This is a genomic window from Neorhizobium sp. T25_13, from assembly GCF_002968675.1.
Classification (GTDB): domain Bacteria; phylum Pseudomonadota; class Alphaproteobacteria; order Rhizobiales; family Rhizobiaceae; genus Neorhizobium; species Neorhizobium tomejilense.
Window position 1 is genome coordinate 564,257 of the sequence record NZ_PVBI01000003.1, and the last position, 17,183, is coordinate 581,439.

The 17,183-nt window shown below is 62.9% G+C and carries 19 protein-coding genes; 5 read left to right on the top strand and 14 right to left on the bottom strand.

What is annotated here, in order from left to right; translation table 11 throughout:
• The first annotated feature begins 43 nt into the window (after positions 1-43).
• From C5J22_RS09830 to C5J22_RS09840, 3 genes are all read left to right on the top strand, one after another.
• The gene (locus C5J22_RS09830) at positions 44-529 is read left to right on the top strand and encodes a MaoC family dehydratase (RefSeq protein ID WP_105438058.1); all 486 of its coding nucleotides are present in this window, start codon (positions 44-46) and stop codon (positions 527-529) included.
• Between the two features lie 5 nt (positions 530-534).
• Positions 535-1,593: a DUF2332 domain-containing protein gene (locus tag C5J22_RS09835; protein WP_105438059.1), complete on the top strand. Its 1,059-nt coding sequence runs from the start codon at positions 535-537 to the stop codon at positions 1,591-1,593.
• Positions 1,594-1,674: 81 nt separating this feature from the next.
• Positions 1,675-2,916 carry a cyclopropane-fatty-acyl-phospholipid synthase family protein gene (locus tag C5J22_RS09840; RefSeq protein WP_105438060.1) on the top strand — a complete coding sequence of 414 codons (1,242 nt, stop codon included), beginning with the start codon at positions 1,675-1,677 and terminating at the stop codon, positions 2,914-2,916.
• A 12-nt stretch (positions 2,917-2,928) separates the two neighbouring features.
• Here C5J22_RS09840 and C5J22_RS09845 read toward each other — a convergent pair whose 3' ends face one another.
• The 5 genes from C5J22_RS09845 to C5J22_RS09865 form a co-directional block, all read right to left on the bottom strand.
• A complete protein-coding gene (locus C5J22_RS09845) occupies positions 2,929-3,237 on the bottom strand; it encodes a hypothetical protein (protein WP_105438061.1) in 309 nt (102 codons plus the stop codon).
• A 66-nt stretch (positions 3,238-3,303) separates the two neighbouring features.
• Positions 3,304-3,864 (bottom strand): sarcosine oxidase subunit gamma, encoded by a 561-nt coding sequence (locus tag C5J22_RS09850; RefSeq protein WP_105438142.1) that lies wholly within the window; start codon positions 3,862-3,864, stop codon positions 3,304-3,306.
• A complete protein-coding gene (locus C5J22_RS09855; protein WP_105438062.1) occupies positions 3,857-6,832 on the bottom strand; it encodes a sarcosine oxidase subunit alpha in 2,976 nt (991 codons plus the stop codon). The genes C5J22_RS09850 and C5J22_RS09855 overlap by 8 nt, the downstream gene beginning before the upstream one ends.
• Complete coding sequence (locus C5J22_RS09860; RefSeq protein ID WP_105400878.1) at positions 6,829-7,170, bottom strand: sarcosine oxidase subunit delta; 342 nt, start codon at positions 7,168-7,170, stop codon at positions 6,829-6,831. Before C5J22_RS09860 ends, C5J22_RS09855 begins: the two co-directional genes overlap by 4 nt.
• 244 nt (positions 7,171-7,414) lie before the next feature.
• Complete coding sequence (locus tag C5J22_RS09865) at positions 7,415-8,668, bottom strand: sarcosine oxidase subunit beta family protein (protein ID WP_046634633.1); 1,254 nt, start codon at positions 8,666-8,668, stop codon at positions 7,415-7,417.
• Positions 8,669-9,133: 465 nt separating this feature from the next.
• Between C5J22_RS09865 and rpsU the strand changes: the two genes are divergently transcribed.
• Together rpsU and C5J22_RS09875 are read left to right on the top strand one after the other, a co-directional pair.
• Positions 9,134-9,379, top strand: coding sequence for a 30S ribosomal protein S21 (gene rpsU, locus C5J22_RS09870; protein ID WP_037077280.1), 246 nt, complete (start codon positions 9,134-9,136; stop codon positions 9,377-9,379).
• Between the two features lie 120 nt (positions 9,380-9,499).
• A complete protein-coding gene (locus C5J22_RS09875; RefSeq protein WP_245440333.1) occupies positions 9,500-10,387 on the top strand; it encodes a tetratricopeptide repeat protein in 888 nt (295 codons plus the stop codon).
• Positions 10,388-10,425: 38 nt separating this feature from the next.
• Here C5J22_RS09875 and C5J22_RS09880 read toward each other — a convergent pair whose 3' ends face one another.
• From C5J22_RS09880 to C5J22_RS09920, 9 genes are all read right to left on the bottom strand, one after another.
• Complete coding sequence (locus C5J22_RS09880; protein WP_105438064.1) at positions 10,426-11,154, bottom strand: esterase family protein; 729 nt, start codon at positions 11,152-11,154, stop codon at positions 10,426-10,428.
• Positions 11,151-12,116, bottom strand: a complete 966-nt coding sequence (locus C5J22_RS09885) for an acetylxylan esterase (RefSeq protein WP_105438065.1) — start codon at positions 12,114-12,116, stop codon at positions 11,151-11,153. The genes C5J22_RS09880 and C5J22_RS09885 overlap by 4 nt, the downstream gene beginning before the upstream one ends.
• Positions 12,113-12,517 carry a PIN domain-containing protein gene (locus tag C5J22_RS09890; protein WP_105438066.1) on the bottom strand — a complete coding sequence of 135 codons (405 nt, stop codon included), beginning with the start codon at positions 12,515-12,517 and terminating at the stop codon, positions 12,113-12,115. Before C5J22_RS09890 ends, C5J22_RS09885 begins: the two co-directional genes overlap by 4 nt.
• Complete coding sequence (locus tag C5J22_RS09895; protein ID WP_046634624.1) at positions 12,507-12,737, bottom strand: AbrB/MazE/SpoVT family DNA-binding domain-containing protein; 231 nt, start codon at positions 12,735-12,737, stop codon at positions 12,507-12,509. The genes C5J22_RS09890 and C5J22_RS09895 overlap by 11 nt, the downstream gene beginning before the upstream one ends.
• A gap of 102 nt (positions 12,738-12,839) precedes the next feature.
• Positions 12,840-14,240, bottom strand: coding sequence for an NAD(P)(+) transhydrogenase (Re/Si-specific) subunit beta (locus C5J22_RS09900; protein ID WP_105421773.1), 1,401 nt, complete (start codon positions 14,238-14,240; stop codon positions 12,840-12,842).
• Between the two features lie 13 nt (positions 14,241-14,253).
• Positions 14,254-14,652, bottom strand: a complete 399-nt coding sequence (locus C5J22_RS09905) for a proton-translocating transhydrogenase family protein (RefSeq protein ID WP_046634620.1) — start codon at positions 14,650-14,652, stop codon at positions 14,254-14,256.
• A complete protein-coding gene (locus C5J22_RS09910; protein ID WP_105438067.1) occupies positions 14,652-15,914 on the bottom strand; it encodes a Re/Si-specific NAD(P)(+) transhydrogenase subunit alpha in 1,263 nt (420 codons plus the stop codon). The genes C5J22_RS09905 and C5J22_RS09910 overlap by 1 nt, the downstream gene beginning before the upstream one ends.
• Positions 15,915-15,999: 85 nt before the next feature.
• Complete coding sequence (locus tag C5J22_RS09915; protein WP_046668269.1) at positions 16,000-16,224, bottom strand: aa3-type cytochrome c oxidase subunit IV; 225 nt, start codon at positions 16,222-16,224, stop codon at positions 16,000-16,002.
• Positions 16,225-16,414: 190 nt separating this feature from the next.
• Positions 16,415-17,173: a hypothetical protein gene (locus C5J22_RS09920; RefSeq protein WP_037077291.1), complete on the bottom strand. Its 759-nt coding sequence runs from the start codon at positions 17,171-17,173 to the stop codon at positions 16,415-16,417.
• Between the last annotated feature and the right edge of the window lie 10 nt (positions 17,174-17,183).

Consider the following 17,183-nt stretch of genomic DNA (forward strand, 5'->3'; position numbering starts at 1 on the left):
TCCGGAATTGCGTCAGCTTTCTGGAAGAAATCAGTGAGGTCGCATGCGTGAAATTTCGCTAACCGAGGTCGAGGGTCTGGTTGGCACGGAAGTCGGCGTATCGGATTGGCTCACGGTGGATCAGCCGATGATCGACCTCTTCGCCAAGGCCACCCACGACCACCAGTTCATCCATGTCGATCCGGAACGGGCGCTGGCGGAAAGCCCCTTCGGCGGCACCATCGCCCACGGTTTCCTGACGCTGTCGCTGCTGTCTGCCATGAACTTCGACTGCGTGCCGAGGATCCGCGAACAGACGATGGGCATCAACTACGGTTTTGACCGCATCCGCTTCATGTCGCCGGTCAAAAGCGGCAGCCGCATCCGCGGCCATTTCACGTTGGCCGAAATCCGCTTCCGCGGCGCCGGCATGCTGATGACCACCTACGACATCTCGATCGAGATCGAGAACGAGAAGAAACCGGCGCTCACGGCCATCTGGATCACCATCATCCAGTTCGACCCGAAGGACCGGCCCGAAGGAGTGTAACCGCCATGGCGTCCGAAGAGGAAATCAGGCAGGCATTCCGTGAACAGATCGTCGCCGGCCAGATTCTCGGATCGCCTTTTACCGCGCGCCTCGGCAAGTTGATGCTCGAACATCTCGACCGTTCGACCGAAGTGGGCAGGCGGATTTTGAGCTGGGAAGGCGATCCCGGCACAAGGGGTGACCTGGTGCCCACCCGCCTCGCCGGCGCCCTGCATGCGCTGATCATCGACGGCAAGGACGATCGCCTGAAGGCTGCCTATCCGCCGAATAACGTGAGCGACGATGCGCTTTGGACCGCGATCGCCAGCGCCTTCGAAACCCATGAAGCCTTCATTCTCGAACGGCTGAATTTCGCCCCGCAAACCAACGAGGTGCGTCGGTCGAGCGGTCTGCTCTCGGGTTTCCTCGCCATTGCCGATCTGTTCCGCAGGCCGTTGATCCTGTCGGAATTCGGCGCCAGCATGGGCCTCAATCTCAATTGGGACCGCTACCATTACGATCTCGGCGGTTTCCTCTGGGGCGATCCGTGCTCGCTGGTTCGGCTGAAGCCCGATTGGCAGGGTCCGCCCCCGCCTGATGTCGAGATCACAGTTACGGACCGCGCCGGCTGCGACCTCAACCCTCTCGACCCCAACTCGCCGGAAGACAGCCTGCGGCTCCTGTCCTACATATGGGCCGACCAGGCGGACCGGGTGGAACGTACCCGCGCGGCGCTGCAGATCGCCAGAGAACATCCGGTGCTCGTCGAAAAAGGCGATGCGCTCGCCTGGCTCAAGGAAAAGCGCCTGAACGACCTGGTGCCTGGCACGATCCACGTCGTCTACCATTCGATCGCCTGGCAATACCTGCCGCCGGAAGCCCGCTCGGCAGGCGAGGCGATCATCACCGAGGCCGGCAGCCGCGCCACCGAAGACGCACCGCTCGCCCGGTTGCAGATGGAAATGGACGAGGATCCGAACAGCGCAGCACTCAGCCTGCAGATCTGGCCGACCGGCGAGACCCGGGAGCTCGCCCGCATCGATCCCCACGGCCGCTGGATCAAGTGGAAAGGCTGGGAACGGTAGGGCCCTGCACGCGAAGTGTTGATCGCGAATCTCAAAACTAGATGTTAGCGTGTCCCAGGCTTGATCCCCGGGGAGATTCTGATGTTTCCGCTGTCGCACATGATGAAATCCTTCATCCGCCGTGGCCGCCTGACGGTCATCGATGAGGAGGGAACCCACCACGTATTTGCCGGAACGCCCGGCCCGGCGGTCACCATGCGCCTCACCGACAAACGGCTCTACCGGACCTTGGTCTTCAACCCTGAACTGGCGGCGGGCGAAGCCTATATGGACGGCACGATGCGGTTCGAGGACGGCTCGACGCTGCGCGATTTCCTGACGCTGTTTTCGGTCAACCGGCTGTCGCTCGGCTCCTATCCACTCCAGAAGGTTCTGCGCAGCATCAAGATGCGCTTCCGCAAGCGGCAGCAATCCAACCGCAAGGGCCAGGCGCAGCAGAACGTCGCGCACCATTACGATCTCGGCAACGACTTCTACAAACTCTTCCTCGACGCCAACATGCTCTATTCCTGCGCCTATTTCCGCGAGCAGACCGAGACGCTGGAACAGGCGCAGCGTAACAAGCTGCGGCTGCTGGCTGCCAAGCTCGGCCTCAAGCCTGGCACGAAAGTGCTCGATATCGGCTGCGGCTGGGGCGACCTCGCACTCTACCTCGCGAGGCTCGAAGATGTCGAAGTCCTCGGCGTCACCCTGTCGAAGGAACAGCAGGCGCTCGCCTCCTCACGGGCGCAGGCGGCCGGGCTCGACAACCGTGTGCGTTTCGAACTCAAGGACTATCGCGATGTCACGGAAAAATTCGACCGCATCGTTTCGGTCGGCATGTTCGAGCACGTCGGCGTGTATCATTACGACGAGTTCTTCGCCAAGCTGAACAGCCTGATGCCGGACGATGGCCTGGCGGTGCTGCACTCGATCGGCCATATGAGTCCGCCCGGCATGGCAAGCCCGTGGCTGCGCAAATACATTTTCCCGGGCGCCTATTCGCCGGCCCTGTCGGAGGTCTTCGAGGTGGTCGAGCGCAACAGCCTGTGGGTGACCGATCTCGAATTCCTGCGCGTGCATTACGCCACCACGCTCGCCCACTGGAGCGAGCGGTTCGAGAAAAACCGCGATGCCGTCATCGCCCTTTACGACGAGCGATTCGCCCGCATGTGGGAATTCTACCTGATCAGCGCCGAGATGATGTTCCGCACCGGCAGTCAGCTGGTCTTCCACATGCAGCTCTCGCGCTCGCGCGATGCAGCGCCGATCATTCGCGACTACATCACCGACCAGCAGCGCGCCTATATCGAGCGGGAAGCCGCCCTCGATCTGTCGCTGTGACCCCGCAGCCCTCTAAGCCCCCATTTCCATCAGTACGAAACCGATGAGCGGCAGCAGCGCCGCGCCGATCGCGAGGTGGGCGGTGCGGGTCGGCGTCAGGCCGACGGCCGCGCCGGAAATGCCGGCCCCGATCAATCCGGCGATCGGGATCGAGAGGCTCCGGTCGATTCCCGGCACGAAGAAGGCGATCGCTCCGGCGACCGACGCGCAGGCGCCGATCAGCGCACCCTTCCAGATCTCGATTCCGGCAAGCTTTGCGGCAATCGCCCCGCCGATCACCGCCGCAACGACGGCAATTGCCATCAGTGTGAATTGTCCCATGACATCCTCCCCGTTCTCATGAGGAGAGTGAGGTTCTGTAAGATGAAGTCAAGCCAGGCGATTGTCTTAGACGGCCGCGTCCTGTGCACCTTCCGCCAGTAGGCCGAAAGCGTAGTTCGAGAACGACCGCCAGACCTCCATCCGGAAGGCGTCGTCGCCGGTTCGCAGAAGCACGATTTCCACCTTGCCGAAAACGGTCCGCGAGCAGGCGCCGACCGGAAAGACCTTCGGTGAAAGGTCCTGCGGGCAGCCGGCATTGATCGCCGCCGCGGCCCCCGGCCCCGACACCAGGATCGCCGTATTGCGGTGGGAAACATCCGTCGCCGAATGCAGCGCGCCGGAATTCTTCGCGGCCTGCATCAGCCCGCCGTTCCCGTCCGCGATCACCAGCCATTCGTCCGGCCCGAGCCAGAGCGCCGAACGGCCATTGGCGGAAGCCGAGGTTTTCGGCCTGACGGGCAGATCGACGCCGAGCGCCGAGGAGAGTGCTGCGACATCCTCGGCCCTGGCGCGCAGCGAAATGCGCTCGGCGGGCGGCGCAGCTTCGAGGCGGACGGTCGACGAACCGCCGTGGAAACCGGAAAGAGGCAAAGTGCGGTTTGCCAGATCAGCCCCAGAATCAGCCATGGATGCGGCCTCCATCCTTGTCGAAGAACACCATGTCGGTCACTTCCACCTCGATCGTCCTGTCTTTGAGCGGCACATGGAGCGTCTCGCCGATCCGCGCCCTTCCGCCGGCAACCAGTGCCAGCGCGATCGAGCGGCCGCAATTCTCCGACCAGTAGGCCGAGGTCACGTGGCCGAGCATGGTCATCGGCTTGGCCTGGTTGGAATCGGCGACGATCTGGCCGCCCTCCTCCAGCACCACCGCCGGGTCCTTGGTGAGCAGTCCGACAAGCTGCTTGCGGTTTTCGCGCACCAGGTCCGGGCGCTTCAGCCCGCGAATGCCGACGAAATCCGGCTTCTTGGAAGACACCGCCCAGCCGAGCCCCGCATCGTGCGGCGTCACCGTGCCGTCCGTATCCTGGCCGACGATGATATAGCCTTTTTCGGCGCGCAGCACGTGCATGGTTTCGGTGCCGTAGAGGCAGGCGCCCATCGGCTCCGCCCGCTCCCAGATCGCCTTCCAGACCGCCGGACCGTAGTCGGCCGGCACGTTGATTTCATAGCCGAGTTCGCCGGTGAACGAGACGCGGAAGAGCCGCGCCGGCACGCCCATCACGCTGCATTCCGCCACGCTCATATGCGGAAAGGCCTCGTTGGAAATATCGACGCCCTCGACGAACGGCTGGATGATCTCGCGCGCCTTCGGCCCCTGCACGGCGATGACCGCCCATTGCTCGGTGGTCGAGGTGAGCCAGACCCTGAGATGCGGGAACTCCGTCTGCAGATAGTCTTCCATATGATGCAGCACGCGCGGCGCCCCGCCGGTCGTGGTCGTCACATGGAAACGATCCTCGGCAAGCCGGCCGACGACGCCGTCGTCATAAACGAAACCGTCCTCGCGGGTCATGATCCCGTAGCGGCTCTTGCCCGGCTTCAGGCTGCCCCAGGCATTCGTATAGAGGAGGTCGAGGAACTGCGCCGCATCGGGTCCGACCACCTCGATCTTGCCGAGCGTCGAACCGTTGAACACGCCCGCCACTTCGCGCACCGCCTGGCATTCGCGGTTGACGGCGGCCAGCATGTCCTCGCCGCGCTTCGGGTAATACCAGGCGCGTTTCCAGTTGCCGACATCCTCGAATTCGGCGCCCTCGGCCGTTTCGAGCGCGTGCATCGGCGTCTTGCGCGCCGGATCGAAGAGTTCTCCGCGCGAATGGCCGACCAGCGTGCCGTAGGTGACCGGCGTATAGGGCGCGCGGAATGTCGTCAGCCCCACCTGGGGGATCGGCCGGTCGAGCATTTCGGCGGCGATGGCGAGGCCGTGCATGTTGGAAAGCTTGCCCTGGTCGGAAGCCATGCCGTTGGTGGTGAAGCGCTTGATATGCTCGATCGAATGCATACCCTCGCGCACCGCAAGACGGATGTCCTTGGCGGTCACGTCGTGCTGGAAATCGACGAAGGCCTTCACCGTCGTATCCGGCCCCGCACCTTCTGCAGCCCCGATCATGCCTCCGGTCCATTCGAACCGGTTCTCGCCCGCAAGCGCCACCGAACCGCCGCCGGCCGCAATCGCCTCGTCGAACAGTTCGGCCAAGTCGTCCGTGCCGTTGCAGGAGCCGACGGAAACGCAATCCTGCGCATAGATATTCGGCAGGAAGCGCTGGTTGACGTCGTCGAACCGGAGTTTTCCGCGCGACTGCGAAAACAGATGCACCGAAGGTGTCCAGCCGGCCGAAACGATCAGCGCGTCGACGGCAATCTTGCGGGCATCGCTGCCGCCGTTGCGGGCCACGGTCATCGAGGAAATCCGCAGCCGGCCGCCGGTATCGGTCACCGAATGGCCGCTCAGCACGGAGATGCCGAGCGCGCGGGCTTCCGCCAGCAGCGCCTCGCCGGGATCGGCGCGGCAATCGACGATCGCGGCGATCGAGACGCCCGCCCGCTTCAGGTCGAAAGCGGTTTCGTAAGCCGAATCATGCGCCGTGTAGACGCCGACCTGTCTTCCGACCGCAACGCCGTGATGGTTGAGGAAGGTGCGAGCCGCAGACGCCAGCATGATGCCCGGCCGGTCGTTATTGGCAAACACCATGTGCCGCTCGATCGAACCGGTCGCCAGCACCACCTTTTTCGCCCGCACCTGCCACAGCCGCTCGCGCGGGCTGTCCTTGCCGGGCTTCGCGACATGGTCGGTCACCCGCTCCACGAGGCCGAGGAAACCATGATTGTAATAACCGAACACCGTCGTGCGGGTCAGCACCGTCACGTTCGGCATGGCCTTCAGCTTTGCCGCCGTCGCCTGCGCCCAGTCGTAACCGTTCTGCCCATCGATCACGGTCGCCGTGTCGTAATGCAGGGCACCGCCGACTTCCGGCTGTTCGTCGACCAGGAAAACGCTTTGCCCCGTCGCAGCCGCCGAAAGCGCCGCCGTCAGGCCGGCAATGCCGGCACCGGCAACCAGCACGTCGCAATGGGCGTAGCGGTTGGCATAATGATCCGGATCTTCTTCGGTCGGCGCAACGCCGAGGCCGGCCGCACGGCGGATGAAGGGTTCGTAGATCTTCACCCAGGCCTCGCGCGGCCACATGAAGGTCTTGTAGTAGAAACCGGCCGCAAAGAACGGCGAGAACAGATTGTTGACCGCTCCGACATCGAACTTCAGCGACGGCCAGCGGTTCTGCGAGGCAATCTTGGCGCCGTCGAAGACTTCCTGCACGGTCGCCCGGACGTTCGGCTGACGCCGCGCCGCGTCGCGTGACACGTCGATCAGTGCGTTCGGCTCTTCCGGACCGGCAGACAGGATGCCGCGCGGCCGGTGGTATTTGAACGAGCGGCCAAGCAGATGCACGCCATGCGCCAAGAGCGCCGAGGCGACGGTATCGCCTTCCAGAGCCGTATAGCTCTTGCCGTCGAAGGTGAAGCGCGCCGTGCGGGCGGGCGTCAACCGGCCCGCGCCCTTGACGCGGAAACTGCCGGAATTGGAGGAGGCGCTCATCGTGCGTCTCCTTCGGTCGCTTCATAGGTCTCGACGGTCTTTTCGGAGGCTCCGGTTTCCGGAAGCGGCTGCTTCGGCATTCCCGCCTTGTAGGTCATCAGGAACCTGTCGCTCACCGTGTCGCGCGCCGCGTTGAAGAACCGGCCGCAGCCGTGGATATGCCGCCAGCGTTCATAGGTGAGGCCTTTTTCGTTGTTGCGCAGGAAGAAATATTCCGCAAATTCCTCGTCGGAAATCGCCGAGATATTTTCCGGCCGCGCAATATGCGCCTCGCCGGCCCAGCGGAATTCCAATTCCGAGCGGTCTTCCTCGCAATAGGGGCAATGGATCAGCAGCATGAAAGTCTCCCGGCACATAGGGTCGGTGTAAAGCCCAGCCTCGCACTCCTTCTTCTCCCCAGCGGGGAGAAGGTGCCCGAAGGGCGGATGAGGGGGCGAGCGACGAAAGGCGCGAGCGTCCGAGCGACAAGCGAAGGACGAGCCTGCCTTGAAGCCCCCCTCATCCGGCTGCCGCCACCTTCTCCCCGCTGGGGAGAAGAAGGAGCCCATCCACCGCTCGCAAACATGTCCAAAACCGCCGACATCAATGCGCCACCGCGGCGGCGGCCGCCTCGTCGATCAGCCGGCCGGTGCGGAACCTGTCGAGGTTCAGCCCCGCTGCCAGCCGGTGTGGCTCGCCCTTGGCGATCAGATGCGCGAAGAGATTGGCCGAACCCGGCGTCGCCTTGAAGCCGCCGGTTCCCCAGCCGCAATTGACGAACAGGCCCGGCACCGGGGTGACGCCCTGGATCGGCGAACGGTCCGGCGTATTGTCGGTAATGCCACCCCACTGGCGCATCATCTTCACACGCCGGAACATCGGGAAGAGTTCGCAGATGGCATCGAGCGTGTGGGTGATGATCTGCAACCCGCCGGTCTGGGAATAGGAATTGTACTGGTCGGTGCCGGCGCCGATGACGAGTTCGCCCTTGTCCGACTGCGAGATGTAGGCATGCACCGTGTTCGACATGACGACGCAGGGGAAGATCGGCTTCAGCGGCTCGGAGACCAGCGCCTGCAGCGGAGTTGAATGGAGCGGCACGCGCACACCCGCCATCTCCATCACGACGGACGAATGCCCGGCGGCCGAAACGCCGATCTTCCTCGCCCCGATGAAGCCCTTGCTTGTCTCGACGCCCAGGACCTCGCCGTTCGGGCCGCGACGGATGCCGGTCACTTCGCAATTCTGGATGATGTGCACGCCGCGGTCGGACGCTGCACGCGCATAACCCCAGGCGACCGCATCGTGGCGGGCCGTGCCGCCGCGCCGCTGCAGGGCGGCGCCGTTGATCGGGTAACGCGCTGTCTTGGAAATATCGAGCGGCGGCACGAAGGCCTTGGCCTGCTCCGGCGTCAGCCATTCGTTGTCGATGCCGTAGAGCCGGTTGGCGTTGATATGCCGCTTGAAGCTCTGCATGTCATGGGTGTTGTGCGACAGCATCATCACGCCGCGCGGCGAATACATGACATTGTAGTTGAGATCCTGGCTCAGCCCCTCCCAGAGCTTCAGCGAATGCTCGTAGATGTCCATGCTCTCTTCATAGAGATAGTTGGAGCGGATGATCGTCGTGTTGCGGCCGGTATTGCCGCCGCCGAGCCAGCCCTTTTCGATCACCGCGACATTGGTGATGCCGTGTTCCTTGGCCAGGTAATAGGCAGCACCCAGGCCATGCCCGCCGGCGCCGACGATGATCACGTCGTATGCGCTGCGCGGCTCCGGCGAGGCCCACTGTGCTTCCCAGCCCTTGTGGGCACGCATCGCCTCGCGGGCCACGGCGAAAACCGAATATCTGCGCATCTCGCCTCGAACTCCTCGGATCGTCAGCCCTCATCGCAGGGCAGGCATTTGGGTAGTGCCATACCCATCGCAAATCAATATGCGTCGCAATGGCTCTATTGCGACGCATTCGCCTTCCCCATCGACACGGGCAAGATCGTCCGCCGATTGGACGACATCGGACCGACTGCCGGACGCTGCGGCGCCCGGCCGAGATCTTGCCAAACCGGCCCCGATAACCATCGGATCGATCGCTTCCGGCCGGGGCCGCATTCGGATCATCGGTCGCGACAGGCTCTTCCCATTCGTGCCGCCCCGCAAAAGGCCGCAGAATTGGCGCAATCAACCTTAATGCGTCTGGACTTCGCACATCTCTTCTGCTATCTGCCGTCATCAATCGCACGGCTCCAGGCCGAGCGGACGTTATTCTTTCGCCTCGAATCGTACCGATCCAGGCGAGCAACAAACCAAAGGAACGGGATTCACGTGCAGGTACTAGTCCGCGACAACAACGTCGACCAGGCGCTCCGCGCTCTCAAGAAGAAGATGCAGCGCGAAGGCATTTTCCGTGAAATGAAGATGCGCGATTATTACGAGAAGCCGTCGCAGAAGCGCGCCCGTGAAAAGGCAGAGGCTGTTCGTCGCGTTCGCAAGCTGGCCCGCAAGCGCATGCAGCGCGAAGGCCTGATTGCAGCTCCGGCTCGTACGGTTCCAGCACGCCCGGCTCGTTGATCGGCCGTTTTTTGGACGTTTTCATGTGCTTTCAGGGCGGTGGCGACATGGGCGCCGCCGCTCTTTTGATTTGGTCCGAGACTTCCAATGCCTTTGCCCCGACATGAGGAAATGCGCCTGATGGCCGCCAAAAATCCCGTTCTCTCTCGTGGAACCGAAATTTCCGGCCTCTTGAACCACGCTTCTCCCGTCCGTCGCAAAACAGCACTGCCTGCCGCGCTGATCGCCCTTCTGGCGCTCGCCGGCTGCTCGACCACGACCTCGACCGACATGATCACCGTCGATCGCGCCCAGGGGTCCCAAGAGAACATCGCCTCGCTCTCTTCCGTCATCAGTTCCAGCCCGCAGGATCCGGAAGCCTACAATGTCCGTGGTACGGCCTATGGACGCGCCGGCGAGTTTTCGAAGGCGCTGGAGGACTTCAACCGCGCCATCCAGCTCAATCCGCAGTTCTATCAGGCCTATGCCAACCGGGCCCTGGTCTATCGCAACATGGGCAAGCCCGTCGAAGCGGCCAATGATTACAACCGCTCGCTGCAGATCAACCCGAACTACGACGTCGCCTATATCGGCCGCGGCAATATCTATCGCCAGGCCGGCCGTACCAACGAAGCCTTCAACGACTTCAACAAGGCGATCCAGCTGGAAACCACCGATGGCCGCGCCTGGCACAATCGCGGCCTGATCTACCAGGGGCGCGGCCAGCACGCCCAGGCGATCGACGATTTCTCCAAAGCCATCTCCCTGTCGGCGAATTCGCCGGAGCCCTATAACGGCCGCGGCATTTCCTATGTCGCCTTGAACGACGACGACAACGCGTTTGCCGACTTCAACCGCGCGATCGAGCTCAACGACAAGCTCGCCGAATCCTGGGCGAACCAGGCACTGGTCTATGAGCGCCGCGGCGACAAGGCGCGCGCCTACAAGTCCTATTCGCACGCCATGCGTCTCGACCCGAACTACAAGCCGGCCCAGGACGGCGCGACCCGCACCCGCGCCAGCACCTGATATCCCCGCCTGTCGGCCGAGCTGATTTCCGTCCTGCCTCAGATATAAAGCGCCGCCATCTTGCGCCAGGCACCGGCCCGGTGCGCGCGACCGTCCCAGACATGCATGCGATGCCCGACACCCTTTTCTGACAGAACCTGGCTGAGATGCTGGTTGTTGTCGAGGAAAGGATCGGCATCGCCGATCGTCAGCACGATCTCCACCTGCCGTAGCCTCTCGAGCTGCCACCCGCTGCTGATGCCGGGCAGGAAATGCGACGGGGTGTGGAAATAGACGGTATCGTCGTAATAGCCGTCCAGCAGGTCGCCGAACGCTTCGACCTTCAGCGTCAGGTCGTACCGTCCCGAAAATGCGACGAGCTTGCGGAACAGATGCGGATGGCGAAAGGCGATGCTGGCCGCCTGGAAGGCGCCAAGGCTGCAGCCCTGCACGATCGTACAGTCATGTCCGTTTCGGGTAGCCATCAGCGGCAGGACCTCGTTGAGGATATAATCCTCGAATGCCGCATGCCTGCTGATCCGCACTGAGGGATGCTGGTGCGCGTCGTAAAACGTCTCGGCCGCCAGCCCGTCGACGCAATAGAGCTGCAGCTGGCCGGCGCGGACCTTGTCGGCGAGGCTTCCGACGATGCCAAGCTCTTCATATTCCCAGAAACGCCCCTCGCGGGTCGGGAACATCAGCACCTTGGCGCCGGCATGACCGAACACCAGGAGTTCCATGTCTCGATGGAGCCGCTGGCTGTACCAGCGCAGATATTCGCGGTTCATGACACCTTGAAGAACTGTCCGACCCTCTCGCGAAGGGCCGCCTCTTGCAACACGCTGGCAGGATAGTCGAAATGTCCGGCGTCCAGGATGAAGATTTCATTAAATTTTGATTTCGGAACTGCGTTGGCGACGGCGAACTGGCAGGGCGGCGCAACCGCCGGATCGAACAGCGCGACGCTCGTCAGCATCGGCACCGTGATGCGGCTCGCCGCCACCGCCGAATCATGCAGGCGCAGCGTCTTCAACGCATTGCCGTATTTCGCCTGATAAGCCTGGACGGAGGCAGCACTGCCGATGCTTTTCAGCTTCAGCCGCAGCTCCTGATGCCCGAAGGTCGGCAGCGACAGATGTCCTCGATCGATCCGGTTGTCGAAGGGGATGGCAAGCCCGCCGATGCCGCCGCCGAAACTGATGCCGCTATAGCCGATATGGCCGGAAAGCCAGGGGTAAAGGGCGATCAGCATGCTCACCGCGACCCAAAGGTCGTCGACACAGCCTCCGATGACGTAGCGGTCCGGCTTGTCGATATCGTGCAGCACATGCCAGTGGGAGTCCGGCGAGATCGGCGGCCGGGTGCTGCGCGACATGCCGCGGAAGCAGGGAAACAGGACGGCGGTCTCCTCGACAGGAATATCGAGATCCGGCGCGTCGCGCCCACCATATCCATGGCCGACGACGAGCCCGCGCCTGATCTCTCCCTGCCGCGGCAAAAGAAGCCAGCCGCCGATCGGAAACCGGCCGGTCGACATATAGGCGATGTCGAAGACATGCCATTTCGGATGGTCAAGCCCGCTCTTGCGCAGGCCCGGCTCCGGATCGACGGTCATCGCCCGCCGATACCGATCCCTCCAGAACGTATCGAAACCCTCCGGCGCCTGCGGCGGCACGACGGCCTGAAGCTGCTTCAGCCCCATGCCATAGGTGGGGTCGAAATCGTAAGGGTGCCAGGTGGGGATGGTCATGGGGATTTTCGCAAGGGATTGACGATCGAAAGGCTTTCGATCCGCATACCGTCCTGGAGGTCTTCGGAAAAAAGGGTATCGCAGCCGTTCAGTAGCGCGGCGGCGACGATCATCGCGTCATATGTCGAGAAATTGTAGCGCTCCGCCAATTCCAAGCCTTTTTCATGCACCGCAAAAGTCACCGGCACCACCGCCAACAGTGCCCGGATGACCGTCAGGAAGGAATGGACCTCGTCCCAGGAGAAGCCCATTTTGCGCCGAGCGACATGGACGAACTCGTTCAGAACCTGAACACTGACCGTTCCGCCAAGCGCAAGCACCGTCTCGGCCGCATCCGCCTTTGCCCCCTTTCCGGAAGCAATATAGAGCAGGATATTAGTGTCGTAGAAATTACCGGGCATTCGCCTCGTCTCGGTCGAAGACGAAGTCTTCAGGAAGACGGCCGCGGAACTTCCGCAAACGCTGCAGAAGCTCACCGGCACTCGGCTTGCGGGTCACCTCGAATTCGCGCGCATCGACGGCGCGGATCTGGATCTCGTCGCCTTCCTTGAGTTCGAGCGCTTCGACGACGGCGGCAGGCAGCCGCACGGCTAGACTGTTACCCCATTTGGAAACCTGCATAGGCCCTCCGGATAAACATTATGACGACTGTATATCTAGCACCTGTTACCTCAACAAAAAAGCCCGGCGATGCCGGGCTTCATGTTCACCATTCAACTGGCCTCAGTGCTTCATCGCCTTGACGATGTCCTCGGTCATCTTCTTGGCGTCGCCGAGCAGCATCATCGTGCCGTCCTTGTAGAACAGCGTGTTGTCGATGCCGGCATAGCCAGAACCGAGCGAGCGCTTGACGAACAGGCAGGTCTTCGCCTTGTCGACGTCGAGGATCGGCATGCCGTAGATTGGCGAGGTCTTGTCGTCGCGGGCCGCCGGGTTGGTGACGTCGTTGGCACCGATGACGTAGGCGACATCGGCCTGGGCGAACTCCGCATTGATGTCTTCCAGTTCGAAGACCTCGTCATAGGGGACATTGGCTTCGGCGAGCAGCACGTTCATATGGCCAGGCATCCGACCGGCGACCGGATGGATCGCGTACTTGACCTCGACCCCGTGGCTTTTCAGCGTATCGGCAAGTTCCCGCAGCGCATGCTGGGCCTGGGCGACGGCCATGCCGTAACCCGGCACAATGATCACCTTCTCGGCGTTCTGCATCAGGAAGGCCGCGTCGTCGGCCGAGCCCTGTTTCACCGTCCGCTGCACGCCGTCGTCGCCGGCAGCAGATGCTGTCTCGCCGCCGAAGCCGCCGAGGATGACCGAGATGAAGGACCGGTTCATCCCCTTGCACATGATGTAGGAGAGGATTGCGCCCGAGGAACCGACCAGCGCGCCGGTGATGATCAGCGCCAGATTGCCGAGCGTGAACCCGATGCCGGCGGCCGCCCAGCCGGAATAGGAGTTCAGCATCGACACGACAACCGGCATGTCGGCGCCGCCGATCGGCACGATCAGGAGCACGCCGAGTGCCAAGGCCAGCACCACGACGAGCCAGAAGTCGAAATGGCTTTCGGTCTGCACCAGCCCGAAGACGAAGACGACGACCAGCACCAGCAGGCCGATATTGATGAAGTGCCGGTAGGGCAGCATGATCGGCTTGCCGGACATCCGCCCGTCGAGCTTCAGGAAGGCGATGACCGAACCGGTAAAGGTGATCGCGCCGATCGCCGCGCCGAGCGCCAGTTCGATCAGCGCCTGGCCGTGGATATGACCGATCGCGCCGATGCCGAAGGAATCCGGTGCGTAAAGTGCCGCTGCCGCCACCATCACCGCGGCAAAGCCGACCAGCGAATGGAAGCCGGCGACGAGCTGCGGCATCGCCGTCATTGGAATGGTGCGGGCGATATAAGCCCCCGCCCCGCCGCCGAGGCTGAGCGCCAGCACGATCAGGATAAAGCCGCCGAAGGTGGGCGTGGCGAGCAGCAGGGTGGTGACGATGGCGATACCCATGCCGACCATGCCGTAGACATTGCCCTTGCGGCTGGTCGTCGGGTGGGAAAGACCGCGGAGCGCCATGATGAACAGCACGCCGGACACGAGATAGAGGAAAGCTGCGAGGCTCTGCGACATGGTATCCGAACCCTCAGCGATCTTTTTTCTTGTACATGGCGAGCATCCGGCTGGTCACCAGGAAGCCGCCGAAGATGTTCACCGAAACGAGCACCAGCGCGATAAAACCGAAGCCGGTCGCAAAACCGCTCGCCGATACGCCGACCGCTAGCAGCGCGCCGACGACGATGACCGAGGAGATCGCGTTGGTAACCGCCATCAACGGCGTGTGCAGCGCCGGCGTCACCGACCAGACGACGTAATAGCCGACGAAGATCGACAGCACGAAGATCGCCAGCCGAAACACGAAGGGGTCGATCGCCCCGCCGGTTGCGGCGCTCGCCGCTTCCGGTGCCTGGGCGGCGGCACTCATCACGGCGGTCACAGCCTGGTCGAGCTGCTCCAGCGCCTTGTCCATTGCTTCACCGGCCATCACAGATCTCCATTGCTTGCGGCTTCATCTGCGACCGGCTTTTTGCGGGCGCGCACCGGTTTGGCAGCCGCCGGCTCCTCTATGGCGATTACGGCTGGAGCAGGCGCAGCAACCGGCGTCTCGTCGGCGATCGCGGCCGCCGCGAAATTCGGGTGCACGACCTGGCCGCCATGGGTCAGCATGGTTGCCTTGACGAGCTCGTCCTCAAGATTGACGGCAAATTCCTTGGTGCCCTTGTCGACCATGGTCTCGATGAAGGCGAACAGGTTGCGGGCATAAAGCGCCGAAGCGGAGGCGGCGATGCGGCCCGCGACATTGGCGTAACCGATCACGGTGACACCCTCGACATCGGCGACCTTGCCCTTTTCCGAGCCTTCGATATTGCCGCCACGCTCCACCGCGAGGTCGACCGCCACCGAACCGGGTTTCATCGACGCTAGCATCGCCCGCGTCACCAGCTTCGGGGCCGGTCGGCCCGGAATGAGAGCCGTAGTGATGACGATGTCCTGCTTGGCGATATGCTCGGCGACGAGGGCCGCCTGCTTTGCCTGATAGGCTTCCGACATCGGCTTGGCGTAACCGGCGGCGGTTTCGGCCGCCTTGAATTCCTCGTCCTCGACCGCGATGAATTTCGCGCCGAGCGAGGCGACCTGTTCCTTGGCGGCGGGGCGTACATCGGTTGCCGATACCACGGCGCCGAGACGGCGGGCCGTGGCGATCGCCTGTAGGCCGGCAACACCGGCGCCCATGACGAAGACCTTTGCGGCGGGCACGGTGCCGGCGGCAGTCATCATCATCGGCATGGCGCGGCCGTATTCATGGGATGCGTCGATGACGGCGCGATATCCGGCAAGGTTCGCCTGGGAGGACAGCACGTCCATCGACTGGGCGCGGGTGATGCGCGGCATCAGTTCCATGGCAAACGTGGTGAGCCCGGCTTTCGCCATGTCCGCAAGGGCGGCCTCGTTGCCATAGGGGTCCATGACCGCGAACACCACGGCGCCCGGCTTGTAGGACGCCATCTCCGCGGCCGTCGGCCGGTTGACCCTCAGGATGATATCGGCCGAGCCGACCTCCCCGGCACCGGCAATGCGGGCACCGGTGGCTTCGAAATCCGCATCGCGAACACCGGAGGCAAGGCCTGCGCCGCTCTCGATCACGACCGAGAGCCCAAGCCCTGTCAGCCGCTTGACGCTCTCGGGCGAAGCGGCGACGCGCGGTTCGTCGGAACCTTCACGGCATACAAATACGATCTTCGGCAAAGACTGTCTCCTCCCAGTCGATATCGCAAGGCGGGCGAAAGCTTCGCCCTTCCTCAAAGCCGGTGGCCGTGCTGGCCGAACCGGATCAACGCAGCAGGAAAACGCCGGCTATATTGAGAATGATGAAGACGAGAAGGCTGCCGATGAAGCCCGCTCCGCCGAAGAAACCGGCAGCCATGGCGATCATCAGAACGACGATGACCATCGTGCCCCATTTCGCACCCGCGATGAAGGCGTTGTAGGTCCTGTCGTGTTCCGCATAATCCATCGAAGCACCCGTTTCCACCGGCCCGCTATGGTGATTGTCCATCAGTCCCGTCTCCTTCATCAGCCGCACGCGCCCGCTCGATCGAAGCGTCGGCGCCTGCGGGGAAAACCCTTGTCGACATCCGGAATCATGCCTCGTTTGGCACGATGGAGGTCACTTCAGGCCTTACACAAAGCCATGGGAAAGCGCAATGCCGCCACAATGGCTTCCGGTACGCCCAAGCTTCAGAGCTTCAGGTCAGGTAGGACATTTCGGGGGAGTTCGGCCGGCCGGCGATGCGGGCCGTCGGCAGGATGGTGAGCGGCGCGGTGTCGAAATTCGAGGAGCGCGCAAACAGCAGGCGGCGCTCATAGGCCTCCGACTGAAACGCCGGGAAGCGCTTCATCATCTTGGAGCGCAATTCGCGGGTCTGCGATGCGAGCAGCATCAGATCGAAATCGTATTGCGGGATCCGCCGCGGCGGCACCACCGGCTGGGCATAGAAGAACCGGCGATAAAATGCCGCATGCGCCGGACGGATCGGCTGCAGCACGCGGTCCGCGTCGAAATAGATCGCCGCGACCGGCGTCAGCCGCACCGTCAGGTAAGGCATGGCCGAAAGTTCGCTGGCATATTCCGGAGCAATGGCGAAACGCGCTGAATCGATCAGCGTCATCCCGGCATCCAGCAGGCCGTTCACGGCTTCGGGGAAAATGCTGATCGACTGGCAGACCCTGTGCTCCGGCGTGACGTGGTGGAGGCGGATCGTGCTGACCAGTTCCTCGTCGTAATAGACGCCGAAGACATGCGCATTCTTGTCGAAGTCGATCTCGTCGATGAGCTTGGTCGCCGCGACCGGCAGCACGTTGTGAGTCTTGTAGGCCCTGTATCGCAGCCTGGCGATATCTTCGAAATCCTCGTTGCTTTCGATCCGCCGGTATTCGACATGGTCGAGTGTGGAGAGAAGTTTTGCTGAAAAGTTTCCGTCAGAAAATGTTTGGCCTAGGGGCATTGGGTTTTGT